General features: G+C 42.2%; 23 protein-coding genes, 1 tRNA gene and 1 riboswitch. Of the genes, 21 read left to right on the top strand and 3 right to left on the bottom strand.

Features of this window, described 5'->3' with window-relative positions; translation table 11 throughout:
• The first annotated feature begins 45 nt into the window (after positions 1-45).
• The 8 genes from rsmD to Q4443_RS08825 all read left to right on the top strand — a co-directional run bounded on the left by rsmD (position 46) and on the right by Q4443_RS08825 (position 6,192).
• Positions 46-585: a 16S rRNA (guanine(966)-N(2))-methyltransferase RsmD gene (rsmD, locus tag Q4443_RS08790; RefSeq protein ID WP_303408302.1), complete on the top strand. Its 540-nt coding sequence runs from the start codon at positions 46-48 to the stop codon at positions 583-585.
• A complete protein-coding gene (gene coaD, locus Q4443_RS08795; protein ID WP_001280722.1) occupies positions 575-1,063 on the top strand; it encodes a pantetheine-phosphate adenylyltransferase in 489 nt (162 codons plus the stop codon). Before rsmD ends, coaD begins: the two co-directional genes overlap by 11 nt.
• On the top strand, positions 1,047-2,084 hold the full coding sequence (locus Q4443_RS08800) for a SepM family pheromone-processing serine protease (RefSeq protein ID WP_000730773.1): 1,038 nt from the start codon (positions 1,047-1,049) through the stop codon (positions 2,082-2,084). Before coaD ends, Q4443_RS08800 begins: the two co-directional genes overlap by 17 nt.
• Positions 2,085-2,139: 55 nt before the next feature.
• Complete coding sequence (locus Q4443_RS08805) at positions 2,140-2,370, top strand: DUF1146 family protein (protein ID WP_008276638.1); 231 nt, start codon at positions 2,140-2,142, stop codon at positions 2,368-2,370.
• 23 nt (positions 2,371-2,393) lie between these two features.
• Positions 2,394-3,677 carry a UDP-N-acetylglucosamine 1-carboxyvinyltransferase gene (gene murA / locus Q4443_RS08810; RefSeq protein ID WP_000411920.1) on the top strand — a complete coding sequence of 428 codons (1,284 nt, stop codon included), beginning with the start codon at positions 2,394-2,396 and terminating at the stop codon, positions 3,675-3,677.
• Positions 3,664-3,858 carry a DNA-directed RNA polymerase subunit beta gene (locus tag Q4443_RS08815; protein ID WP_000739701.1) on the top strand — a complete coding sequence of 65 codons (195 nt, stop codon included), beginning with the start codon at positions 3,664-3,666 and terminating at the stop codon, positions 3,856-3,858. The genes murA and Q4443_RS08815 overlap by 14 nt, the downstream gene beginning before the upstream one ends.
• 40 nt (positions 3,859-3,898) lie before the next feature.
• Complete coding sequence (locus Q4443_RS08820) at positions 3,899-4,723, top strand: DNA/RNA non-specific endonuclease (protein ID WP_000359005.1); 825 nt, start codon at positions 3,899-3,901, stop codon at positions 4,721-4,723.
• Between the two features lie 137 nt (positions 4,724-4,860).
• Positions 4,861-6,192, top strand: a complete 1,332-nt coding sequence (locus Q4443_RS08825) for a hemolysin family protein (protein ID WP_000390014.1) — start codon at positions 4,861-4,863, stop codon at positions 6,190-6,192.
• 147 nt (positions 6,193-6,339) lie between these two features.
• On the opposite strand, the gene Q4443_RS08830 is transcribed toward Q4443_RS08825, so the two are convergent.
• A tRNA-Cys gene (locus tag Q4443_RS08830) sits at positions 6,340-6,410 on the bottom strand.
• Positions 6,411-6,708: 298 nt separating this feature from the next.
• Between Q4443_RS08830 and Q4443_RS08835 the strand changes: the two genes are divergently transcribed.
• The 5 genes from Q4443_RS08835 (at position 6,709) to Q4443_RS08855 (ending at position 13,193) form a co-directional block, all read left to right on the top strand.
• On the top strand, positions 6,709-8,688 hold the full coding sequence (locus Q4443_RS08835; protein WP_000749710.1) for a peptide ABC transporter substrate-binding protein: 1,980 nt from the start codon (positions 6,709-6,711) through the stop codon (positions 8,686-8,688).
• 66 nt (positions 8,689-8,754) lie between these two features.
• Positions 8,755-10,251 carry an ABC transporter permease gene (locus Q4443_RS08840; RefSeq protein ID WP_000759885.1) on the top strand — a complete coding sequence of 499 codons (1,497 nt, stop codon included), beginning with the start codon at positions 8,755-8,757 and terminating at the stop codon, positions 10,249-10,251.
• On the top strand, positions 10,251-11,177 hold the full coding sequence (gene oppC, locus Q4443_RS08845) for an oligopeptide ABC transporter permease OppC (RefSeq protein ID WP_303408303.1): 927 nt from the start codon (positions 10,251-10,253) through the stop codon (positions 11,175-11,177). The genes Q4443_RS08840 and oppC overlap by 1 nt, the downstream gene beginning before the upstream one ends.
• Positions 11,178-11,185: 8 nt before the next feature.
• Positions 11,186-12,253, top strand: coding sequence for an ABC transporter ATP-binding protein (locus tag Q4443_RS08850; RefSeq protein WP_303408304.1), 1,068 nt, complete (start codon positions 11,186-11,188; stop codon positions 12,251-12,253).
• A gap of 10 nt (positions 12,254-12,263) precedes the next feature.
• The gene (locus Q4443_RS08855) at positions 12,264-13,193 is read left to right on the top strand and encodes an ATP-binding cassette domain-containing protein (protein ID WP_049519746.1); all 930 of its coding nucleotides are present in this window, start codon (positions 12,264-12,266) and stop codon (positions 13,191-13,193) included.
• Between the two features lie 88 nt (positions 13,194-13,281).
• Here the strand turns inward: Q4443_RS08855 and Q4443_RS08860 are convergent, their stop codons facing one another.
• Both Q4443_RS08860 and trkA read right to left on the bottom strand, forming a co-directional pair.
• Positions 13,282-14,721 (bottom strand): TrkH family potassium uptake protein, encoded by a 1,440-nt coding sequence (locus tag Q4443_RS08860; RefSeq protein WP_049519745.1) that lies wholly within the window; start codon positions 14,719-14,721, stop codon positions 13,282-13,284.
• 3 nt (positions 14,722-14,724) lie between these two features.
• A complete protein-coding gene (gene trkA, locus Q4443_RS08865) occupies positions 14,725-16,074 on the bottom strand; it encodes a Trk system potassium transporter TrkA (RefSeq protein ID WP_049519744.1) in 1,350 nt (449 codons plus the stop codon).
• Between the two features lie 400 nt (positions 16,075-16,474).
• Between trkA and Q4443_RS08870 the strand changes: the two genes are divergently transcribed.
• From Q4443_RS08870 to Q4443_RS08905, 8 genes are all read left to right on the top strand, one after another.
• Complete coding sequence (locus Q4443_RS08870) at positions 16,475-16,978, top strand: tRNA (cytidine(34)-2'-O)-methyltransferase (protein ID WP_049479473.1); 504 nt, start codon at positions 16,475-16,477, stop codon at positions 16,976-16,978.
• A gap of 40 nt (positions 16,979-17,018) precedes the next feature.
• A riboswitch (FMN riboswitch) is annotated at positions 17,019-17,236 on the top strand.
• 153 nt (positions 17,237-17,389) lie between these two features.
• Entirely contained in the window at positions 17,390-17,953 is a 564-nt protein-coding gene (locus Q4443_RS08875; RefSeq protein ID WP_049519742.1) for an ECF transporter S component, read from the top strand.
• Positions 17,943-18,593 carry a phosphatase PAP2 family protein gene (locus Q4443_RS08880; RefSeq protein WP_049519741.1) on the top strand — a complete coding sequence of 217 codons (651 nt, stop codon included), beginning with the start codon at positions 17,943-17,945 and terminating at the stop codon, positions 18,591-18,593. Before Q4443_RS08875 ends, Q4443_RS08880 begins: the two co-directional genes overlap by 11 nt.
• Before the next feature lie 27 nt (positions 18,594-18,620).
• Positions 18,621-19,040 carry a hypothetical protein gene (locus Q4443_RS08885; RefSeq protein ID WP_000867350.1) on the top strand — a complete coding sequence of 140 codons (420 nt, stop codon included), beginning with the start codon at positions 18,621-18,623 and terminating at the stop codon, positions 19,038-19,040.
• Positions 19,041-19,351: 311 nt separating this feature from the next.
• Positions 19,352-20,398 (top strand): phenylalanine--tRNA ligase subunit alpha, encoded by a 1,047-nt coding sequence (pheS, locus tag Q4443_RS08890; RefSeq protein ID WP_049519791.1) that lies wholly within the window; start codon positions 19,352-19,354, stop codon positions 20,396-20,398.
• A gap of 119 nt (positions 20,399-20,517) precedes the next feature.
• Positions 20,518-22,923 (top strand): phenylalanine--tRNA ligase subunit beta, encoded by a 2,406-nt coding sequence (pheT, locus tag Q4443_RS08895; RefSeq protein ID WP_049519737.1) that lies wholly within the window; start codon positions 20,518-20,520, stop codon positions 22,921-22,923.
• Between the two features lie 249 nt (positions 22,924-23,172).
• Entirely contained in the window at positions 23,173-24,066 is an 894-nt protein-coding gene (locus tag Q4443_RS08900; RefSeq protein WP_000895262.1) for an ABC transporter ATP-binding protein, read from the top strand.
• Positions 24,063-25,262, top strand: a complete 1,200-nt coding sequence (locus Q4443_RS08905; RefSeq protein ID WP_001245392.1) for an ABC transporter permease — start codon at positions 24,063-24,065, stop codon at positions 25,260-25,262. The genes Q4443_RS08900 and Q4443_RS08905 overlap by 4 nt, the downstream gene beginning before the upstream one ends.
• Positions 25,263-25,468 lie beyond the last annotated feature (206 nt).

Below are 25,468 nucleotides of genomic sequence, written 5' to 3' on the forward strand. Positions count from 1 at the left end.
CGGTTTTCTTTCTCTTTTTGCCTATAATTTGGTATAATAAACGGTATGAAAATCGTATCAGGAATCTACGGAGGGCGTCCCCTCAAGACGCTAGAAGGCAAGACGACGAGGCCGACATCAGATAAGGTGCGTGGAGCTATCTTTAACATGATAGGTCCCTATTTTGAGGGTGGTCGTGTCTTGGATCTCTATGCTGGCAGTGGCGGTCTGTCTATTGAAGCTGTGTCAAGAGGGATGTCCAGTGCTGTCTTAGTGGAACGGGATCGAAAGGCACAAGCTATCATCGCTGAAAATATCCAAATGACCAAGGAAGTTTCCAAATTTCAGCTCTTAAAGATGGAGGCTGAACGGGCCTTGGAGCAAGTGAAAGGTCCCTTTGACCTGGTCTTTTTGGACCCGCCCTATGCCAAGGAACAAATCGTTGCAGATATCGAAAAAATGGCAGAAAGAAACCTTTTCTCCGAAGAGGTCATGGTTGTCTGCGAAACCGATAAGTCTGTGGAACTTCCAGAAGAAATCGCCTGCTTAGGCATCTGGAAGGAAAAAATATATGGGATTAGTAAGGTGACAGTCTATGTCAGATAAAATTGGATTATTTACAGGATCATTTGATCCGATGACAAATGGACATCTGGATATCATTGAACGTGCCAGCAAACTCTTTAATAAGCTCTATGTCGGGGTGTTCTACAATCCCCATAAACAAGGTTTTCTCCCTGTTGAAAATCGCAAACGAGCAGTCGAAAAATCTGTGGCGCATTTAGATAATGTAGAGGTCCTGGCTTCTCACGACCAATTAGTCGTCGATGTTGCAAGGAGACTGGGGGCCAAAACCCTTGTCCGTGGCTTGCGAAATGCCACCGACTTGCAATATGAGGCTAGTTTTGACTACTACAATCATCAACTGGCTCCAGAAATCGAAACCATTTACCTATATAGTCGCCCAGAGCATCTTTATATTAGCTCTTCGGCCGTGAGAGAACTTCTGAAGTTTGGTCAGGAGATTCAGCAATATGTCCCAAACAGTGTTGTGGAGGAATTAGAACATGAAGAAAAAAACTAGATGGCCCTTATATGTCATCCTAGCACTAGTATTGACTTTTTTAGCCTTTGTAGTACCTTTACCATACTACATAGAAGTTCCAGGTGGAGCGGAAGATATTCGTCGCGTTTTGAAAGTCAATGAAACAGAAGACACAGAAGCAGGAGCTTACCAGTTTGTAACAGTCGGCATTCGACACGCAACCCTGTCGCATCTTGTCTATGCTTGGTTAACACCTTTCACGGATATTAGAAGTGCCAAGGAGACTACGGGTGGCTCTACGGATGCGGAATTTATGCGGATCAATCAGTTCTACATGCAAACTTCTCAAAACATGGCCAAGTATCAAGGACTGAAGACGGCTGGAAAGGATATCGAACTCAAGTACCTGGGAGTTTATGTCTTAACTGTGACGGACAATTCAACTTTTAAGGGCATTCTGAACATTGCAGACACCGTGACGGCTGTTAATGACAAAACATTTGATAGTTCAAAAGACTTGGTCGACTATGTTAATTCTCAACAATTAGGGGATACGGTCAAGGTAACCTATGAAGAAGACGGAAAAGTCAAGTCTGCTGAAGGTAAAATTATCACTCTCGAAAACGGGAAAAACGGGATTGGGATTGGTTTGATTGACCGTACGGAAGTGACCAGTGATGTTCCCATTCGCTTTTCAACAGCTGGTATCGGCGGGCCAAGCGCCGGTCTCATGTTTAGCCTAGCTATTTACACCCAGATAGCAGATCCAGGACTTCGTAATGGTCGCGTCGTTGCGGGAACGGGAACCATTGATCGCGATGGAAATGTTGGCGACATCGGTGGAATTGACAAAAAAGTAGTTGCAGCCTCTCGTCAGGGAGCCAACATCTTTTTTGCTCCTGACAATCCAGTCACTGAGGAAGCAAAAAAAGCAGATCCCAATTCGAAAAGCAACTATGAAACAGCCCTAGAAGCTGCTAAAACGATCAAAACAGAGATGAAAATCGTTCCCGTTAAGACCTTGCAGGATGCGATTGATTACCTTAAAAACAATCCCTAATTCGTAGAAAAATTGAAAACTAGCGCGCAAGCGGATAAGATGGTATAATAGTCAAATGGTTCAATTATTATTCACTCTAAGTAGTCATATACTCTTTATTTATTTGAGTTTTTACCTTTTGAAGGATCTTGTGAGATGGGAAAAGGTTTTAAAAGTAACCGCTACTAACACAAAAAAGGTTCGTTTGTTGGTAGGCTTCTTTAGTATGGTAATGGGGTACATCTTGAGTTCATTCTTTATCAGTTTGTACCAACTGTGGCAAGAAGCGCTTAGAGGACTATTATAAAATCAAAAGTAAAGGAAGCAACTATGGAAAAAATTGTGGTTCAAGGCGGAGATAATCGTCTGGTCGGGAGTGTAACGATCGAGGGAGCAAAGAATGCAGTCTTACCTTTGTTGGCAGCGACTATTCTAGCAAGCAAGGGGAAGACAGTCTTGCAGAACGTCCCAATCTTGTCAGATGTTTTCACCATGAATCAAGTAGTTCGTGGTCTGAATGCCAAGGTGGACTTTGATGAGGAAGCTCATGTTGTCGAGGTTGATGCGACTGGTGATATCACGGAGGAAGCTCCATACAAGTATGTCAGCAAGATGCGCGCATCCATCGTTGTCTTGGGGCCAATCCTTGCTCGTGTAGGACATGCCAAAGTTTCTATGCCAGGGGGATGTACCATCGGGAGTCGTCCAATCGACCTCCACCTCAAAGGTTTGGAAGCTATGGGGGCAAAGATCACCCAGACAGCTGGTTACATCGAAGCTAAGGCAGAACGCCTGCATGGCGCTCATATCTACATGGACTTTCCTAGTGTTGGTGCAACACAAAACCTGATGATGGCAGCGACTCTAGCTGATGGTGTGACGGTCATTGAAAATGCTGCGCGTGAGCCGGAAATTGTTGACCTCGCTATTCTCCTTAATGAAATGGGAGCCAAGGTCAAGGGAGCTGGTACTGAAACAATCACAGTAACTGGTGTCGAGGAACTCCATGGTACGACTCACAGTGTCGTACAGGACCGTATCGAAGCCGGAACCTTTATGGTGGCTGCAGCTATGACAGGTGGGGATGTTCTCGTTCGTGATGCAGTCTGGGAACACAATCGCCCCTTAATCTCAAAACTACTTGAAATGGGTGTTGAAGTGACAGAGGAATCTGAGGGTATTCGTGTTCGTTCTCAACTTGAAAATCTCAAGGCTGTTCATGTAAAAACCTTGCCACATCCAGGATTTCCAACAGATATGCAGGCACAATTTACAGCTCTGATGACAGTCGCAAAAGGGGAATCCACCATGGTGGAAACGGTGTTTGAGAATCGCTTCCAACACTTGGAGGAAATGCGCCGTATGGGCTTGCATTCAGAGATTATCCGTGACACAGCTCGTATTGTAGGGGGGCAGGCTTTACAGGGGGCAGAAGTTTTATCAACGGACCTTCGCGCTAGTGCTGCTTTGATTTTGACAGGTTTGGTGGCGCAAGGAGAAACAGTTGTCGGTAAACTAGTCCACCTTGATAGAGGTTATTACCGCTTCCATGAGAAGCTAGCTCAGTTAGGAGCGAAGATTCAGCGAATCGAGGCAAATGATGAAGAAGAATAAAAACTTACGCTATGTACTCCGTCGTTTATTGCTGATTTTTATCGTACTATTGCTAGGCTTTCTGGCTTTAGGAATCGGCTTGATGGTAGGCTATGGAATCCTAGGAAAGGGACAGGATCCATGGGCTATCTTGTCTCCAGCAAAGTGGCAGGAATTGATTAGCAAATTTACAGGAAATTAGACTGGGAGACCAGTCTTTTTCTAAAGAAATAAGGAGAAAAATGGACAAAAAAACAAGACAAGCTCTGATAGGATTACTTCTATTCTTACTCTTGGCTGCTGGAAGCTACTACATCAAGCAGATGCAGTCAGTACCAAATAGCCCTAGAACCAAGGTTAGTCAGAAAAAACAAGCTTCAGAAGCACCCAGTCAGGAGCTAGCTGAAAGTGTCTTAACTGAGTCAATCAAAAATCAAATCAAGGGGGGGCTCGAGTGGAATGGAGCAGGGGCCTTCATTGTCAATGGCAATAAAACCAATCTAGATGCCAAGGTTTCTAGCAAACCCTATGCGGATAATAAGACAAAGATAGTTGGAAAAGAAACAGTCCCGACTGTTGCCAATGCCATCTTATCCAAAGCGACTCGGCAGTATAAGAACCGTGAAGAAACAGGCAACGGCTCAACCTCCTGGACGCCACCAGGATGGCATCAGGTCAAGAATCTAAAGGGAGCCTATACACACGCAGTAGATAGGGGGCACTTATTGGGTTATGCCTTGATAGGTGGGTTAGATGGCTTTGATGCTTCTACCAGCAATCCCAAGAACATTGCAGTTCAGACAGCTTGGGCCAACCAGGCTCAGGCTGAAGATTCGACAGGGCAGAACTACTATGAGAGTTTGGTCAGAAAAGCCTTGGACCAGAATAAGAGAGTCCGTTATCGGGTAACTCTCCACTATGCTACAAATGAGGACCTAGTTCCATCGGCTTCACAAATTGAAGCCAAGTCTTCGGATGGCGAATTGGAATTCAACGTCCTGATTCCAAATGTTCAAAAGGGAATCCAGCTTGATTACCAAACGGGTCAAGTAACAGTGACGGATTAGAAACAATAGATACAATAAAAAAACAGCTCCTTTGTCTTCTAGAGGCAGGGGAGTTGTTCTTTAAATGAAAAATAATGTGAATCCTGATCGATTTTATGATATAATGGAACACAAGATACTATTTTAGGAGAAGGACTATGGAAGACCCGAGCAGTCAGAATTTGTTGCTACAGTTTGTATTGTTATTTATCTTGACCTTGTTAAATGCTTTTTTCTCAGCCACTGAAATGGCGATGGTGTCACTAAACCGTTCCCGAGTGGAACAAAAGGCAGAAGAGGGAGACAAACGTTACATTCGTTTGTTAAAGGTACTTGAAAATCCTAACCACTTTTTATCAACAATTCAAGTTGGTATCACGTTAATTACCATCTTGTCAGGGGCTAGTTTAGCAGACACTCTAGGACGCGAAATCGCATCTTGGATAGGAAATAGTGAAACAGCTTACGCTATTGCAAGTTTTCTATCTTTAGCGTTTTTGACCTATATTTCTATTGTTTTTGGGGAACTCTATCCCAAGAGAATCGCTCTAAATCTGAAAGATACCTTGGCCATCCGAACCGCACCAGTCATTATTGGCTTGGGGAAAATTGTCAGTCCCTTTGTCTGGTTGTTATCTGCTTCAACCAATCTCTTGAGTCGTTTAACGCCAATGACCTTTGATGATGCGGATGAAAAAATGACTCGAGATGAAATTGAGTACATGTTGACCAAAAGTGAGGAAACTTTGGATGCAGACGAAATCGAGATGTTACAAGGGATCTTCTCTCTAGATGAGCTGATGGCGAGAGAAGTCATGGTTCCTCGGACAGATGCCTTTATGGTGGATATTCAGGATGATAGTCAAACCATTATCCAAAGTATTCTAAAGCAAAATTTCTCACGTATCCCTGTTTATGATGGGGATAAGGACAATGTGATTGGTTTGATTCATACCAAGCGTTTGCTAAACGCTGCCTATGCAGATGGCTTTGAAAATATTGTCTGGAAGAAGATCTTACAAGATCCACTCTTTGTTCCTGAAACTATTTTTGTGGATGACTTGCTAAAAGAATTGCGAAATACCCAAAGACAAATGGCCATTTTGCTCGATGAATATGGTGGTATGGCTGGTTTGGTAACTCTGGAAGATCTTTTAGAAGAGATTGTCGGTGAGATTGATGACGAGACCGATAGGGCAGAAATCGAAGTCCATCAAATCGGTGAGGACACCTATATTGCACAGGGAACCATGAATCTTAACGACTTCAATAACTACTTTGGTGTCGAACTAGAAAGCGATGATGTGGATACCATCGCCGGTTATTATTTGACGGGTGTTGGAACGATTCCAACAACTGAGAAAATCAGTTATGAACTGGTCAGTCAAAACAAACAAATTGTCCTGACCAATGATAAGGTGAAAAATGGACGTGTTACCAAGGTAAAAGTTCAAATCACAGAACTAGAACCTGAAGAAGAAACAGAATAAAGCAGTGACTTGAGTCACTGCTTTATATTTCCCCAAATCCGCCCCAAAAGTTTTTCGAAGTTATCCGTATTTATCTGAAGAAAAAATAAAAAAAGCCCGTTTTTCGGGCTTTTCATTCGGTTAATTCCTGTTAATTCAGGTACTGAAAGGCGGTAGACGGATTTGAACCGACGATCAAGCTTTTGCAGAGCCGTGCCTTACCACTTGGCTATACCGCCTCAACGTTTATTATTATACCTTGAAAATCATTTCCCGTCAATAGTTTCTTATTCTAAAATCCAATTTAAGAAAACAGATGATGATCGAAGAAGTGAGAAAAAGCTTTTAAAAATCCTCTTCTGAAGAAGATCAGACTAGAAAGTATTTCTTGCAGAAACAAACAAAGAATGCAAGAATTTTGACAAATAGAAGTTTTTTGAGGAAATGCGCCTAAATATTCTGAAAATTCGTTTACTTTTTAAAAAATATATGTTATAATTTCCAATAAGCCTAAATTTTTCAAGAGGAGTTAAAAACATGAAAAAAAGTAGAGTATTTGTTGCAGCAGGTGTTGCTTTATTAGCAGCAGGAGTACTAGCTGCTTGCGGTTCTTCAAAATCATCTGATTCAACAGCGCCAAAAAATTATGGTTATGTTTATACAGCTGACCCAGAAACGTTGGATTACCTCATTTCAGGGAAACAAAGTACTAAGGTCGCCACTTCAAATGGTATCGACGGTCTTTTCACAAACGACAAGTATGGGAATTTAGTTCCTGCAGTTGCAGAAGACTGGTCCGTTTCAAAAGATGGTTTGACTTATACCTACAAGATTCGTAAAGGTGTCAAATGGATGACATCTGATGGCGAAGAGTATGCTGAAGTAACAGCCAAAGACTTTGTAAATGGTTTGAAACACGCAGCTGACAATAAATCAGCAGCTAAGTATCTAGCAGAAGATTCAGTTAAAGGTCTAGCTGACTATATAGCTGGAAACAATAAAGATTTTGCTTCAGTCGGTGTAAAAGCAGTTGATGATTATACCCTTGAATACACTTTGAACAAACCAGAACCATACTGGAACTCTAAGCTGGCCTACTCAATCTTCTGGCCATTGAACGAAGAATTTGAAAAATCAAAAGGATCTGATTTTGGTAAAGCGACTGACCCTACATCATTGCTTTACAATGGACCATTCTTGCTGAGAGGTTTGACTGCTAAGTCATCTATCGAATTTGTGAAGAATGAAAACTATTGGGACAAAGACAATGTTCATCTTGATAAAGTAACACTTGCTTACTATGATGGTTCTGATCAAGAATCAATTGAACGTAACTTTACAAGTGGAGCTTATAGCTATGCTCGCCTTTTCCCTACAAGTTCGAACTACTCTAAAGTTGAAGAGACCTACAAGGACAATATCTACTACAATCCATCAGGACCTGGTATCGGTGGTTTGGGTGTGAACATTGACCGTCAAGGATACAAATACACTTCTAAGACAACTGATGAAGAGAAGACTTCTACTAAGAAAGCCCTTCTTAACAAGGACTTCCGTCAGGCTTTGAACTTTGCCTTTGACCGTACTTCGTACTCAGCACAAATTAATGGTAAGGAAGGCGCTCCTCTTGCAGTTCGTAACCTCTTTGTGAAACCAGACTTTGTCTCTGCAGGCGAAAAAACTTTCGGTGACTTGGTAACTGAAAAGATGGCTGCTTACGGTGATGAATGGAAGAATGTAAGCTTTGCGGATGGTCAAGATGGACTTTTCAACGCCGATAAAGCCAAAGCAGAATTTGCGAAAGCTAAAACAGCATTGGAAGCAGAAGGTGTGAAATTCCCTATCCACTTGGATATCCCAGTAGACCAAACATCTAAAAACTATATCGCACGTATTCAATCCTTCAAACAATCCGTTGAGACAGTACTTGGAGAAGAAAACGTAGTCATCGATATCCAACAAATCACTACAGATGAACTACAGAATATTACATACTATGCAGCAAGCGCTGCGGCAGAAGATTGGGATCTCTCAGGTGCTGTTGGATGGAACCCAGACTATGAAGATCCATCAACTTACCTTGATATCTTGAAGACAACGAATGCTGAACAAACTAAAACATACATGGGTTATGAAGGTGCAGATAATGCTGCAGCAGCTCAAGTTGGTTTGAAAGAATACGATAAGTTGGTTGATGAAGCAGGAAAAGAAACAAGTGACTTGAATGTTCGTTATGAAAAATACGCGGCTGCCCAAGCTTGGTTGACAGATAGTTCACTCTTCTTGCCAGCTATGTCATCAAGTGGTGCTGCACCAATCATTTCTCGTGTTGTCCCATTCTCTGCATCTTACAGTCAATCTGGAGATAAGGGCTCAGACGTATACTTCAAGTATATTCAGTTACAAGACAAGGTTGTAACAAAAGCTGACTATGAACAAGCTCGTGAAAAATGGCTCAAAGAGAAAAAAGAATCAAACGAAAAAGTTCAAAAAGAATTGACAAATCACGTTAAATAAATAACTCTCAAGAGAACTTTCTCTCCATGAGGAGAAGGTTCTTTTGGGATTTTAAAAGGAAACGATATGAAGAAATATATTTTTATGCGTGTATTGCGTTCATTGTTGTCTATTTTCTTGGTGACAACATTGACCTACACAATTATCTATACGATGGTTCCTCGAAAATTGATTTTCAAGCAGGATACCAACTATAACAAGATTGCAACGACGCCGGATAAGCGGGATAATTATGAAAATACCGTTTATGAGCGGATGGGCTATATCGAGTACTACGATACCAAGGAGTTGCAAGAAAAAGCTAGCACGATAGACTCATCTGTAACAGTAGATGCCAATGATACCAACAAGGCAATCTACGAAAAATACATCAACCAACTAGGAAATGGTTGGACACTTGGTGTGTTCTCAGAAAGTGGTCAATTCTATGCTACGCGTGAAATTCCAATTTTTGAACGTGTTTTCAAATTCTATTCCAACTTGATTGATATTGATCATCCAAACAAGATTCAAGACCCTGAAAATCCAAACTTGCAACGTTATCTTCGTTTTGAAAATGACCCTGCTATCGGTTGGTCATTGGTTGGTTCAGGTACAAAACATAAATACCTTTTGTATTTCAACAATCAATTCCCATTTGTACACCAAAACTTTGTGAACATTAACTTGGGTGACTCTTACCCAACTTATGCAAACACACCAGTGCTTCAAGTTATCACACAAGGTCAGGGACAAACTAAGACATCAGAAGTTCAATTCCCTACAGGTAAAAAGACTTCATCTGTAGATATTTACTCTCGTACCTACAAATCTCCAAGTCAAGCAGATGCGCGTGAAGTAGCCAACTATGGTAAAGACGATCCATATACAGCTACAGAAAGCAATTATCAATACCCATCAATGATCGCAAGCTCAGCGGTTGCTGGTTTGATTGGTTTGATTATTTCGTATGCGATTGCGATTCCACTTGGATCTGCCATGGCTCGTCACAAGAATACTTGGATTGATAGCTTCTCGACAGGTGCTCTAACCTTCTTGCTTGCACTTCCAACGATTGCCTTGGTTTATATCGTGCGCTTGATTGGATCATCTATCGGTCTGCCAGATTCATTTCCTATCTTGGGAGCTGGGGACTGGCGTTCATATGTCTTGCCAGCAGTCATTCTAGGTTTGCTGGGTGCACCAAGTACAGCTATCTGGATTCGTCGTTACATGATCGACTTGCAATCTCAGGACTTCGTTCGTTTTGCTCGTGCAAAAGGTTTGTCTGAAAAAGAAATTTCAAATAAACACATCTTTAAAAATGCCATGGTTCCTTTGGTTTCAGGTATTCCTGGTGCCGTAATCGGGGTTATCGGTGGTGCAACATTGACAGAAACGGTCTTCGCTTTCCCAGGTATGGGTAAAATGTTGATTGACTCTGTTAAGGCATCAAACAACTCAATGGTAGTTGGTCTTGTCTTCATCTTCACATGTATTTCTATCTTCTCACTCTTTGTAGGTGATATCTGGATGACCATGCTTGACCCACGTATTAAATTGACAGAGAAAGGAGGCAAATAATGTCAACAATCGATAAAGAAAAATTTCAGTTCGTAAAACGTGACGATTTTGCCTCTGAAACAATTGACGCCCCTGCCTATTCATACTGGGGTTCTGTATTTAGACAATTTCTAAAGAAAAAATCAACAGTCCTTATGTTGGGGATTTTGGTTGCCATTATCTTGATGAGCTTTATTTACCCAATGTTCTCAGATTTTGACTTCAACGATGTAAGTAAGGTCAATGACTTCTCTGCTCGTTTTATCAAGCCCAATGCTGAACATTGGTTTGGTACAGATAGCAATGGTAAATCCTTGTTTGACGGGGTTTGGTTTGGTGCGCGTAATTCAATTCTTATCTCTGTAATTGCCACTTTTATCAACCTTGTGATCGGGGTTATTGTTGGTGGAATTTGGGGAATTTCAAAATCCGTTGACCGCGTCATGATGGAAGTTTATAACATTATTTCAAACATTCCGTCTCTCTTGATTGTCATTGTCTTGACTTACTCAATTGGTGCTGGTTTCTGGAATTTGATTTTTGCCATGAGTGTGACAACTTGGATTGGGATTGCTTATATGATTCGTATCCAAATCATGCGTTACCGTGACTTGGAATACAACCTTGCTTCTCAAACACTTGGGACACCAACCTTTAAAATCATCGTTAAAAATATCATGCCACAATTGGTATCCGTTATTGTTTCTACGATGACCTTGATGTTGCCAAGCTTCATCTCTTATGAAGCCTTCCTTTCCTTCTTTGGATTGGGATTGCCTGTAACAGTGCCAAGTTTGGGACGTTTGATCTCAGATTACTCACAAAACGTTACGACCAACGCTTACTTATTCTGGATTCCGTTGACAACCTTGATCTTGGTGTCCCTATCTCTCTTCGTTGTTGGTCAAAACCTAGCGGATGCTAGTGATCCACGTACACATAGATAGGAGTAGACATGACAAAAGAAAAAAATGTAATTTTGACTGCTCGTGATATTGTCGTGGAATTTGACGTTCGTGACAAAGTTCTGACAGCTATCCGAGGAGTTTCTCTGGACCTGATTGAAGGGGAAGTTCTTGCCTTGGTAGGTGAGTCCGGTTCTGGTAAATCTGTTTTAACAAAAACCTTTACAGGGATGTTAGAAGACAATGGACGTATTGCCCAAGGAAGCATCGACTATCGTGGACAAGACTTGACCGCTCTTACTTCTAACAAGGAATGGGAGAAGATTCGTGGTGCTAAAATTGCGACTATCTTCCAAGACCCTATGACAAGTTTGGACCCAATCAATACAATCGGTAGCCAAATCACTGAAGTTATCGTTAAACACCAAGGGAAAACAGCTAAGGAAGCCAAAGAGATGGCAATCGACTATATGAATAAGGTCGGAATTCCAGACGCTGAAAAACGTTTTGATGAGTATCCTTTCCAATATTCTGGAGGGATGCGTCAACGTATCGTTATCGCGATTGCCCTTGCCTGTCGTCCAGATATCTTGATCTGTGACGAGCCAACAACGGCCCTTGACGTTACCATTCAAGCGCAAATCATTGATTTGCTTAAAACCTTGCAAAATGAGTACCACTTTACCATTATCTTTATCACCCATGACCTTGGTGTGGTAGCAAGTATTGCCGATAAGGTAGCGGTTATGTATGCTGGTGAAATTGTAGAATACGGAACTGTTGAGGAAGTCTTCTACGACCCACGTCATCCATATACTTGGAGTCTCTTGTCTAGCTTGCCTCAGCTTGCTGACGATAAAGGGGAATTGTACTCTATCCCAGGAACACCACCGTCTCTTTATACTGAGTTGAAAGGTGATGCCTTTGCCCTTCGTTCAGATTATGCTATGCAAATTGACTTTGAACAGAAAGCACCTCAGTTTTCAGTCACGGATACCCACTGGGCTAAGACTTGGTTGCTTCATGAGAATGCTCCTAAAGTTGAAAAACCTGGAGTCATTGCAGATTTGCATGACAAGATTCGTGATAAAATGGGCTTTGCTCATCTAGAAGACTAGGAGGAAGGAAATGTCTGAAAAATTAGTAGAAATTAAAGATTTAGAAATTTCCTTCGGTGAAGGAAGTAAGAAGTTTGTCGCGGTTAAAAACGCCAACTTCTTTATCAACAAGGGAGAAACCTTCTCTCTTGTAGGTGAGTCTGGTAGTGGGAAAACAACCATTGGTCGTGCTATTATTGGTCTAAATAATACTAGTAAAGGTGAAATCATCTTTGATGGTCATAAAATTAATGGGAAAAAATCTCATAAGGAATCATCAGACTTGATCCGTCGCATCCAGATGATTTTCCAGGACCCTGCAGCCAGCTTGAATGAGCGTGCAACAGTTGACTATATCATCTCTGAAGGTCTTTACAACTATCACTTGTTCAAAGACGAAGAAGATCGTAAAGAAAAAGTTCAAAAGATGATTCATGAAGTTGGACTTTTGAAAGAACACTTGACCCGTTATCCACACGAGTTTTCTGGTGGTCAACGTCAGCGTATCGGGATTGCCCGTGCCCTTGTGATGGAACCTGATTTCGTTATTGCGGATGAGCCAATTTCAGCCTTGGACGTATCAGTGCGTGCGCAAGTCTTGAACTTGCTCAAGAAGTTCCAAAAAGAGTTGGGCTTGACCTATCTCTTTATCGCGCATGATTTGTCAGTTGTTCGCTTTATCTCAGATCGTATCGCGGTTATCTATAAGGGAGTTATCGTCGAAGTGGCGGAGACAGAGGAGTTGTTTAACAATCCTGTCCATCCATACACTCAAGCACTTCTATCTGCTGTACCGATTCCAGATCCAATCTTGGAACGCAAGAAGGTCTTGAAAGTTTACGATCCTGACCAACATGACTATGAGACAGATAAGCCATCTATGGTAGAAATTCGTCCAGGTCACTATGTTTGGGCTAACCAAGCGGAAGTTGCTCGTTACAAGAAAGCTCTTAAAGAATAAACAAATTAGGAGAGGATCGAAAGGTCTTCTCATTTTTAATAGAAAAATTCCCCTTCTACTAGCTTGTAAAAGGGGAAATGTATTATAATTAGCGTTTAGACCAAGTGCGTTTCATAAAGAGTAGCAAAATTGGGTATATCTCTAAGCGACCTGCAATCATTGCAAAGGAGAGGAGGATTTTAGAGATGGGACTAAAGATGGCAAAACTCGAGGTTGTACCTAGAATAGGTCCGATATTGTTAAAACAGCTGAAGACAGCACTGGTCACGACTAGAAAATCATTGCTATCAAGACTGACGATAAAGATGAGAGAAAGAATAATCATCATATAGATAGCAAAATATTTAAGAATCTTGTGTTGGGTATCCTTATCAATCACAGTTTTATTGACGTGGAGAGTCAAGACACGGTGAGGGGATAAGATGGACAAAATTTGATTTTTAGCAATTTTTGTGAGGATAAGTCCTCTGATCACCTTAAGACCACCTGCAGTTGAGCCAGCTGATCCACCGATTCCCATGAGGAAGAGGAGGATAAATTGGGAGAAGAGGGGCCAGTTGGTAATATCTCCGTAACCAAAACCTGTTGTTGTGATGATATTGGAAACCTGGAAGAAGGCCATTTCAACACTTTTAGAGACCCCTTGGTAGAGGTGGAGCGTATTAAGAGTAATCAAGCCGGTAGAAACTAGGACAATGATTATATATGCTCGTAGTTCTTCATCTCCAAAGAAAGACTTAACCCGACGGAGCATGAGGTAGTAGTAGAGATTGAAGTTAACCCCAAAAACCAGAACTCCGATACTAACTAGATAGGTGATGAGTGAGCTACCGTAGTGGGCAATTCCGTCGTTATAGACGGTAAAGCCCCCAGTTCCTGCTGTTCCCATAGCGATGACAAAACTATCATAGAGAGGCATACCTGCTAGGTAGTAGATAACCACAAAAAGGGAGAAGAGAGCCAGATAAAGCAGATAGAGAATCTGGGCAGTGTTTTTTAGCTTGGATACGACCTTGCCAAAGACAGGTCCAGGGACCTCAGCCTTCATCACCTCCAAGTGACTATTCTTGGCATTGTCCATAATGGCAAGTGCAAAGACGAGTACCCCCATCCCTCCAATCAAGTGGGTGAAACTTCTCCAGAAGAGGAGGGAACGAGTAAGAATGGAAACATCTGTTAGGATAGTAGCACCAGTCGTCGTAAATCCAGAACTTATTTCAAAGAAGGCATCGATGATGCTGGGGATTTGTCCTGAAAAGACAAAGGGGAGGCCACCAAAGAAAGACCATAGAATCCAACAGAGGGCAACAATTAAGACTCCTTCCTTGGCATAAATCCGTTGATTTTTCGGTTTCCGTAAAACACCTAGACCACCAAGAAGGACTAAAATTCCAATCGTAGAAAAGAGAGCGATAAATACTTGACTGGATTCTTGGTAATAGATTGCTACACTAACAGGGACTAGGAGAAGAACAGCTTCAATCAAGAGAAGTTTTGAGAGGAGGTAACGAATCATACTTTTATTCATTTTTTACCTCTCAATCAAATCATAAATTTTGGTGATGTTCGGCAATAAGGTCGTCACGAGCAACTTGTCTCCCACCTCAAGCATATCCTCTCCAGTAGGGAAGATTGTTTTTCCTTTTCGGATAATGGCTGCGATGAGAACCCCTTTTTTCAATTTCAACTGTGATAGAGGTTTGGCAGTCATTTTATTAGCTTCCTTGATTTGGAATTGGAGAGTTTCAATTTGACCGTTTGCTAGATGGTGCATGGCTTGAAGGTCTGAGTACTGAGCGTTTACTCGACCGCGGATAAAGTGCATAATGGTATCCACTGCGATGCTTTTTGGTGTGATGATACTTGAAAAATCAGGTGCGTGGATAATCTCTAGAAGGCTTGTTCGGTTGACCTTGGTGATATTCTTACGGACACCAACACGGTCAAGAAACATAGAAGTGATGATATTTTCCTCATCAACTCCAGTCAAGGTTGCGACTGCATCATAGTGGGGAGCACTTTCTTCCAGCAAAATGTCTTTTGCAGTTCCATCTCCTTGGACAATATAGAGATTGGGGAACTTTTCACTGAAGAAACGAGCTCTTTCAGGATTAATCTCGATGACCTTGGTATCAATGCGACTGTCTTTTAAAATGCCAAGCAGATAATAAGCGATCTTTCCAGCTCCAACGATAAGTAAGCTTTTCACTGCACGAGATTTAAAATAGTTATGGAAAAGCATCATATCTACACGATTTCCCGTAACAAAAATCCTATCCTTGTCTTGGATAATAACATTACCGCTTGGAATCATCAGTTGATGATCCCTCTCCATAGCACAGACAATGATGTTACCAAATTTTTTACGAAAGTCTGAGATTGGCATTTGACAAAGACCGCTAGAGTCCTTGACAACAAATTCCATGAGACTGACCCGACCTCCAGCAAATCGTTCGACAGAGAGGGCATTAGGGAAATCAATGATATTTGAGATCGCACGCGCTGCCAGGAGCTCTGGATTAACAATAAGTGAAAATCCAAGAATATTTTTCTCTTTAAAATAGGCATTAGAGTATTCAGGATTTCGCACCCGAACGATGGTTTCTTTAGCCCCCATTTTTTTAGCAAGTACCGCTGAAATCATATTCACTTCATCGTGTTCGGTTAGGGCGATAAAGATATCGCACTCTTGAACACCGGCTTGCTCCAAGATGGCAAAGTCAGCACCATTTCCAAGGAGACCTATGATATCATAGCGACTGACAATGTGATTGAGGACAGCCTCATCTTGTTCGATGAGGACAACGTCATGGTTTTCTGCAACCAGTGAACGACAGAGGGCGAAACCAACTTTCCCTCCACCAACGAGGACAATTTTCATATAAAAAACCTACTTTTTCATGATGTAACTATCATACCCTTTTTTAGCAAAAAATGCACTTGCTAAGGCGATTTTTAAGGGAAGAAAGGCCTTTTTCACGTTTTGAAGATACATTTGCTTAATTTCTATAACGATGTCTCCGATTTGAAGTGATTTGGCTCTTTTACTATACCTTTTCAGAAAGGGAATGACCAAACATGAAAATATCATCAAAAAAAGTAAAAAAATCAAGTCATTTCTATTGACAATGATTCTGAAAGTGTTATACTAAGGAAGTAGTTTCGCTGATTTACTTCAAACCTGTTGTGAGGTAAGTTAACGACGCCTTAACCACGCTGTTTGCTGAGTTTGACTCCGGGCAGTGTGGCTATTTTTTTGCAATGATAAAAGGAAACCCGTCATGACAAATCACATTGTATTATTCGAGCCTCAGATTCCACAAAATACAGGTAACATTGCGCGTACTTGCGCTGCGACCAATTCTCCCCTCCACATCATTAAACCAATGGGCTTTCCCATTGACGACCGAAAGATGAAGCGGGCTGGTTTGGATTACTGGGATAAGCTTGAGATTTATTTTTATGACAGCTTGGAAGATTTCATGTCTCAGATGAAAGGACAAGTCTATCTGATTTCGAAATTTGCTGAGAAAGTGTATTCTGAGGTGGATTTATCGACTGACGAAGACCATTATTTTCTCTTTGGACGTGAAGACAAGGGCTTGCCCGAGGACTTTATGCGAGACCATCCTGAGAAGGCTCTCCGTATTCCTATGAACGATGAACACGTTCGCAGCCTCAATGTTTCGAATACCGTATGCATGATTGTTTATGAAGCCCTCCGCCAGCAGAACTTTGCAGGTCTTGAGCTTGTTCACACCTATGAAGCAGATAAATTGAAATAATCAAAACGCTTGCACTTGCAAGCGTTTTTTGTTATGATTAAAGGGTCTTCAGGGCTGGGTGTGATTCCCGACCGGCGGTGACTTTAACTAGCTATTCTGGCTTACTCTTCGTTGTCTTGTCTCGATATACTCAAGTATTATCTTCGACTGCGACGCCTAGATTAATCCAAAATATCTTAGTTAAAGAAGTCCGCGAGCGCAAGCTGATGTGGTGCGATTCCACAACCGACAGTATAGTCTGGATGGGAGAAGACGAAAGAATGGCTTTGTCTGTTCTGATGAGTTTATAGATGAATTGCAACCGCTTGCTCAAAAGAGTGAGGGGGAACTTTTGGGATATAAAAAGTGAGAATAGATAGAGGGATCCTTTCCAACTTCTTCTGATTTTATAGAAAATTGGAGGAACCTGTTATGACAAACACACGTCGACTTTCGACCATTGCGATTTTATCAGCCATTTCATTTGTGCTGATGTACTTTGACTTTCCGCTCTTGCCAGCGGCGACCTTCCTCAAGATCGAGTTTAGTATCTTGCCAGTCCTTGTGGGCTTGGTGGTCATGGATTTGCCAGCTGCTCTCGGGATTCTCTTGTTGCGATCACTCTTGAAGTTGCTTCTCAATAGCCAGGGAGTGAATACTTACATTGGCTTGCCAATGAATATCGTAGCTCTGGGAGTTTTTGTTATCGTCTTTGGTTTGATTTGGAAAAAGGAACGCAGCACCCTTCGTTTCCTACTAGCATCTCTAGCGGGAACTATTGGATTGACTTCTGCCATGTTGGTTCTCAACTATGTCTATGCGGTTCCTTTATACGCGCAGTTTGCCAACTTTGATATTAGAGAAATTATAGGACTTTCTAACTACTTGATGACCATGGTTTTACCTTTTAACCTGATTGAAGGTTTAATCTTTGCCGTTTCATTCTGGTTGTTATACGTCCTCTTGAAACCAACCTTAAAACATTATGAGAGATAAACAAACATTTTTAATGAAGGGCAGTTTTGCCCTTTTACTTTTCGTCCTTCTTGGCTATATGGTTAAGTTCTATCCTGAAACGCTGGTCGGTTTTGATCAACCGCTTCAGACTGCCCTTCGTGGGGACTTGCCAGATTATTTAACGGTTCTGTTCCGTGCCCTTACGCATTTGATTGATATCCCAGTAATCATTACCTGGGTTGCCATCGCAGCCTTTATCTTTTATCGTAAGCAGTGGAAGATAGAAAGCTACTTCATGGCGGGCAATCTAGCCTTAGCCGGTCTTTTGATTGTGACCTTTAAAAATATTTACCAGCGCCCACGACCAGCTATCTTACACTTGGTAGAGGAGAAGGGATTTTCCTTCCCAAGCGGGCATTCTCTGGCAGTGACGCTGATGGTAGGGACTTTGATTGTCATTCTCAGTCAACGGATTAAAGATCCGGTTTGGAGAAAAATTGTGCAAATCGTCCTTGGGGTCTACCTAGTCAGTGTGCTGCTATCTCGGGTCTATCTGGGAGTTCACTATCCATCAGATGTTCTTGCCAGTTTCTGTGTGGGCTTGGGAGTCTTGTTTATCGAATTTCCTTTCTATGACAAGCTTCGCTTCCAATGGCGATTTAAAGGCAAGCAGAAGTGAGCATCAAATTCCTTTGAGGAAAAAGAAATGAAAGTCAATATAACAGATCTCCATCCGACTCAACTATACTTATCAGAAAAGAAGTTACAAGATATCCAGATGCTTTATCAGTCGGTAGAAATAATCAATGTTGCTCCAATCAGTGTTCTTGCATTCGGAGACTGCTTGTTGATTACAGACGGGCATCACAGGGCTTATCAGGCTTTATTGGCAGGTAGGGATACGATTTCTGCTGAGTGGGATAGAGATGGTGGCGATGAACTGTATTATCTCTATGCGCAAGCTTGTGAGGAAAGAAAGATTTACTCTGTTCTGGATTTAAAAAATCATATCGTATCTCAAGATGAGTATGAAGCAAAATGGTATAACTGGTGTGATGGTTTTAATCAAGCAGCAACTCTTTTATTGAAAAGGAAAGCAGGTGAAACAGATCCTACAAATAGGTAATGCATTGTGTCTTGTTCCTTTTTATATTGAAATTAGTCTAATCTAACTTGTTTTTTAACTAAAAATCTGATAAACTAAGTAGTAATTGAATAGGAATCTGCAAGACTAGTAACTCAAGGGAAGTATATCAGGGAGGAGAGCCGTGACTGCAAGCTCTCTATATGAAAGCTGGGTGAATTCACTTGCGCATGGATTTAGAAATGAAGGTCTGACTTGTCAGATGAAAACGGATGGTACCGCGTGTCAACGCTCCGAGTGGAGTTTTTGACATGTGGTTTTCTTTTTATCTACGAGAGACTGATGGAGGAAATATGTCAACTATTGAAGAACAATTAAAAGCGCTTCGTGAAGAAACGCTGGCTAGCTTGAAGCAGATTACTGCTGAAAATGAAAAAGAGATGCAAGACTTGCGTGTCTCTGTCCTAGGTAAAAAAGGTTCGCTTACCGAAATTCTTAAAGGGATGAAGGATGTCTCTGCTGAGATGCGTCCAATCATCGGGAAACATGTCAATGAAGCGCGTGATATCTTGACAGCTGCCTTCGAAGAAACGGCAAAGCTTTTGGAAGATAAGAAAGTTGAAGCACAACTTGCTAGCGAGAGCATCGATGTGACCCTTCCAGGTCGACCTGTTGCGACTGGTCACCGTCACATTCTCACACAAACCAGTGAGGAAATCGAAGATATTTTCATCGGTATGGGTTACCAAGTCGTGGATGGATTTGAAGTTGAAAAAGACTACTACAACTTTGAGCGTATGAATCTTCCAAAAGACCATCCAGCTCGCGATATGCAGGACACTTTCTACATCACAGAAGAAATCTTGCTCCGTACTCACACGTCTCCAGTTCAGGCGCGTGCGATGGATGCTCATGATTTTTCAAAAGGTCCTTTGAAGATGATCTCACCGGGGCGTGTGTTCCGTCGTGACACAGACGATGCAACCCACAGTCACCAGTTCCACCAAATCGAAGGCTTGGTTGTTGGGAAAAACATCTCTATGGCGGACCTGCAAGGAACGCTTCAGTTGATTGTGCAAAAAATGTTTGGCAAAGAGCGTCAGATCCGTCTGCGTCCATCTTATTTCCCATTCACAGAGCCATCTGTTGAAGTGGATGTTTCTTGCTTCAAGTGTGGTGGAGAAGGCTGTAACGTATGTAAGAAAACAGGTTGGATCGAAATCATGGGTGCCGGTATGGTTCACCCACGTGTCCTTGAAATGAGTGGAATCGATGCGACTGTTTATTCTGGATTTGCCTTTGGTCTTGGTCAAGAGCGTGTCGCTATGCTCCGCTACGGAATCAACGATATCCGTGGATTCTACCAAGGAGATGTCCGCTTCTCAGAACAGTTTAAATAAGATTGAAACCTGAAATACAGTCCTAGTCATTTTCTCTCGATGAGAATGGTGAGGACTGACTCGAAGAAAAAGAAAGGAATTGAAAAGGTCCCACTTGGTGGGATCTTACAATCAGAATTATGCTTGTATCTTATAAATGGTTAAAAGAATTGGTGGACATTGATGTGCCATCACAAGAGTTGGCTGAGAAAATGTCAACTACAGGGATCGAGGTCGAAGGTGTCGAATCACCGGCTGCTGGTCTCTCAAAAATTGTCGTCGGTGAGGTTTTGTCTTGCGAAGATGTGCCAGAAACACACTTGCATGTCTGTCAGGTTAACGTTGGCGAAGAAGAAGCCCGTCAGATCGTTTGTGGTGCCCCAAATGTGCGTACTGGTATCAAGGTCATGGTAGCTCTTCCAGGAGCTCGTATCGCGGACAATTACAAGATTAAAAAAGGGAAAATCCGTGGTTTAGAGTCACTTGGAATGATCTGTTCGCTTGGTGAATTGGGAATTTCTGACTCGGTTGTACCAAAGGAATTCGCAGATGGCATTCAAATCTTGCCAGAAAATGCAGTACCAGGTGAGGAAGTCTTCTCATATCTAGACTTGGATGACGAAATCATCGAACTTTCTATCACACCAAACCGTGCAGACGCTCTATCTATGCGTGGAGTAGCGTACGAAGTGGTAGCCATCTATGACAAGGCAGTCAACTTTAAAGAATTCAGTTTAATAGAAACAAATGAAGCTGCAACAGATGCCCTTTCTGTAGGCATTGAGACAGACAAGGCGCCTTACTATGCAGCCCGTATCTTGGACAATGTGACTATCGCACCAAGTCCACAATGGTTGCAAAACCTTCTCATGAACGAAGGGATTCGTCCGATTAACAATGTCGTAGACGTAACCAACTACATCCTGCTCTACTTTGGTCAACCCATGCATGCCTTTGACTTGGATACCTTTGAAGGAAGCGAGATTCGTGTGCGTGAAGCGCGTGCTGGTGAAAAATTGGTGACCTTGGATGGTGAAGAGCGTGACTTGGAAACAAATGACTTAGTCATCACTGTCGCAGACAAGCCAGTAGCCCTTGCAGGTGTTATGGGTGGTCAAGCAACAGAAATCTCTGAAAAATCTAGTCGTGTGGTCCTTGAAGCGGCTGTTTTCAATGGTAAATCCATCCGCAAGACTAGCGGACGCCTTAACCTTCGTTCTGAATCATCTTCTCGCTTTGAAAAAGGCATCAATGTGGCAACTGTTAACGAAGCACTTGATGCTGCAGCGAGCATGATTGCTGATCTTGCAGGTGCGACGGTACGTAAGGGCATCGTTTCAGCAGGAGAGCTTGATACTTCTGATGTGGAAGTTTCTTCAACCCTTGCAGACGTTAACCGCGTCCTTGGTACGGAGCTTTCCTATGCTGATGTGGAAGACGTCTTCCGTCGTCTTGGCTTTGGCCTTTCTGGCAATGCAGAAAGCTTTACAGTCAGCGTACCTCGTCGTCGTTGGGATATCACTATCGAAGCGGACCTCTTTGAAGAAATCGCCCGTATCTATGGTTATGATCGCTTGCCAACTAGTCTTCCAAAAGATGACGGTACAGCTGGTGAATTGACTGCGACACAAAAACTGCGCCGTCAAGTCCGTACCATCGCTGAAGGAGCAGGTTTGACAGAGATCATCACCTACGCTCTGACAACTCCTGAAAAAGCAGTTGAGTTTACGGCTCAACCAAGTAACCTTACAGAACTTATGTGGCCAATGACAGTGGATCGTTCCGTTCTCCGTCAAAATATGGTCTCAGGTATTCTTGATACAGTGGCCTACAACGTGGCTCGTAAGAACAAAAACTTGGCTCTTTACGAGATTGGAAAAGTCTTTGAACAAACAGGCGATCCAAAAGAAGATCTACCAAATGAGATCAATAGCTTTGCCTTTGCCTTAACCGGCTTGGTTGCTGAAAAAGATTTCCAAACGGCAGCAGTTCCAGTTGATTTCTTCTATGCTAAGGGAATCCTTGAAGCCCTCTTTACTCGCTTGGGACTAGAAGTGACCTATGCAGCAACAGCTGAGATTGCAAGTCTCCATCCAGGACGTACGGCCGTGATTTCACTTGGCGACCAAGTTCTTGGTTTCCTTGGCCAAGTGCATCCAGTTACTGCCAAGGCTTACGATATCCCAGAAACTTATGTAGCGGAGCTCAACCTTTCAGCCATTGAAGCTGCCCTTCAACCAGCTGCTCCATTTGTGGAAATCACCAAATTCCCAGCAGTCAGTCGTGACGTGGCTCTACTCCTCAAGGCAGAAGTCACTCACCAAGAAGTTGTAGATGCTATCCGAGCTGCCGGCGTGAAACGTTTGACAGATATCAAACTCTTTGACGTCTTCTCAGGCGAAAAACTGGGAGTTGGCATGAAGTCAATGGCCTATAGCTTGACCTTCCAAAATCCAGAAGATAGCTTGACAGACGAAGAAGTCGCACGCTATATGGAAAAAATCCAAGCATCACTCGAAGAAAAAGTGAATGCAGAAGTACGTTAACTCATCAATCCATCCTTCGGGGTGGATTTTTAGTTTCAAAAGGACAGTTCAGAAGAGAAAAGCGATAGTTGAGGAGGAAGCCATCTCAGAAAGTCTTTAATGAGTTATACTAAAGCTATCACTGAAGCACTTAAAATTTATTAGAGATAGGATACTTTTGCTACTTATAATCCGATAAAATGGACATAAATCGTTGTAAAGGCTATCAAAAAGGAGTATAATAAGTGCAACATATCTCGGAGGTGGAAAATGTTAGAAGTAAGAAATCTAGAGAAAAGTTTCGGTCCCAAGCAAGTCTTGTTTGGTGTCGATTTTCAGGCAAGTCCAGGAAGGATTCTGGGCTTGGTCGGGAAGAATGGTGCTGGGAAAACAACGATTTTCCACAGTATGTTGAAATTTTTAGAGTATCAAGGAGAGATCAGTCTGGATGGGCAGGAGATTCGTCAGGAAACCTATGCACGGATTGGTTATCTGCCTGAGGAACGCAGTCTTATGCCCAAGTTGACAGTCCTTGAACAAGTTCGCTACTTGGCGACTCTAAAAGGTATGGATGCTAAGGAAGTCAAGGAAAAACTCCCTCAATGGATGGAAAAACTAGAAGTTAAGGGGAAATTAACAGACAAGATCAAGAGTCTCTCAAAAGGTAATCAGCAGAAAATTCAGCTGATTATCACCCTAATCCATGAGCCAGACTTGATTATCTTGGATGAGCCTTTTAGTGGTTTGGATCCAGTCAATACTGAGTTGCTCAAGCAGGTCATCTTAAAAGAGAAAGAGCGCGGTGCAATCATTATCTTTTCTGACCATGTCATGACCAACGTTGAGGAACTTTGCGATGATATTCTGATGATTCGTGATGGGCGTGTGGTCTTGCATGGACCAGTTCAGGATGTTCGCAATCAATACGGGAAAACACGTCTCTTTGTTTCAAGTGAACGAAGTAAGGAAGAATTGGAAAATCTTCCTCATGTCAAACAGGTGAGCTTGACCAAGCAAGGCAGTTGGAAATTGATCCTAGATGATGAGAGCGCTGGAAGAGAACTCTTCCCAATCCTCACTCAAGGTCAATATATTGCGACCTTTGACCAACAGGCTCCAACAATCGATGAAATCTTTAAACTAGAATCAGGGGTGGAAGTATGAGAAATATGTGGGTTGTAATGAAGGAAACCTATCTTCGACATGTCAAGTCGTGGAGTTTCTTCTTTATGGTGATTTCGCCGTTCCTCTTTTTAGCCTTATCTGTAGGAATCGGCTTTCTCCAAGGGTCTTCTATGGCCAAGAATAGCAAGATAGCAGTAGTAACAACTGTGCCATCTGTGGAAGAAGGGCTCAAGGGTACCAATGGTATCAACTTTGATTATAAGGATGAAGCCAGTGCCCAGGCTGCTATCAAGGATGAGAAAATCAAGGGTTACCTAACCATTGACCAAGAGGACAGTGTCCTCAAGGCCGTCTATCATGGTGAAACTTCTCTTGAAACAGGCATCAAACTAGCAGTAACCAATAAGCTAAACGAACTGCAATACCAACTCAATCGCTCGGCGGCTAATTTGTCTCAAGAACAGGAAAAACGTCTGAGTCAAACTGTTGATTTTACTGAGAAGATTGATGAATCTAAGGAAAACAAAAAAATTGTTCAAACCATTGCAGCCGCAGGGCTTGGCTTCTTCCTTTATATGATTTTGATTACCTATGCTAGTGTCACTGCTCAGGAAGTGGCTAGCGAGAAAGGAACCAAAATCATGGAAGTGGTCTTCTCTAGTATCCGAGCAAGTCATTATTTCTACGCTCGCATGCTGGCTCTGCTTCTTGTGATTTTGACTCATATTGGCATTTACGTCGTGGGTGGACTTGCTGCCATTCTGCTCTTTAAAGACATCCCTATCTTGGCACAATCTGGGATTTTAAATCATCTAGGGGAGGCCTTCTCGCTCAATACCTTATTGTTTGTCTTGGTTAGTCTCTTTATGTACGTTGTTTTAGCAGCCTTCCTAGGCTCTATGGTTTCTCGCCCTGAGGATTCAGGAAAGGCCTTGTCGCCATTGATGATCTTGATTATAGCAGGATTTGTCGGTGTGACCTCTCTAGGTGCTGCTGGGGACAATTTAGTTCTGAAAATTGGTTCCTATATTCCTTTTATCTCGACCTTCTTTATGCCATTTAGAGCTATAAATGGGTATGCGAGTGGTCTAGAAGCTTGGATTTCCCTTGCTATAACGGTTGTTTTTGCAGTCACTGCAACAGCCTTTATCGGACGCATGTATGCTAGTCTAGTCCTTCAAACAGATGATTTGGGAATCTGGAAAACCTTTAAACGTGCCTTAGCTTATAAATAGGAGAGCCTCGCAAAAGCGAGGTTTTTCTAGATGTTAAACACTGAAATCGGCAAAAATATTTTTCATATCTATTGACTTTTAGTAGTAAAATTTGGTATGATAGTAGACGGTATTGTTTACCCCATTTGTAAGGCCCCGGAACCTTTCAAATACCCCGCGGACCGGAACATCCGCCCTGTAAACAAAAACGATATTCATATAGGAGA

The organism is Streptococcus sp. GP0011 (assembly GCF_030546305.1).
In the GTDB taxonomy this organism is placed as follows: domain Bacteria; phylum Bacillota; class Bacilli; order Lactobacillales; family Streptococcaceae; genus Streptococcus.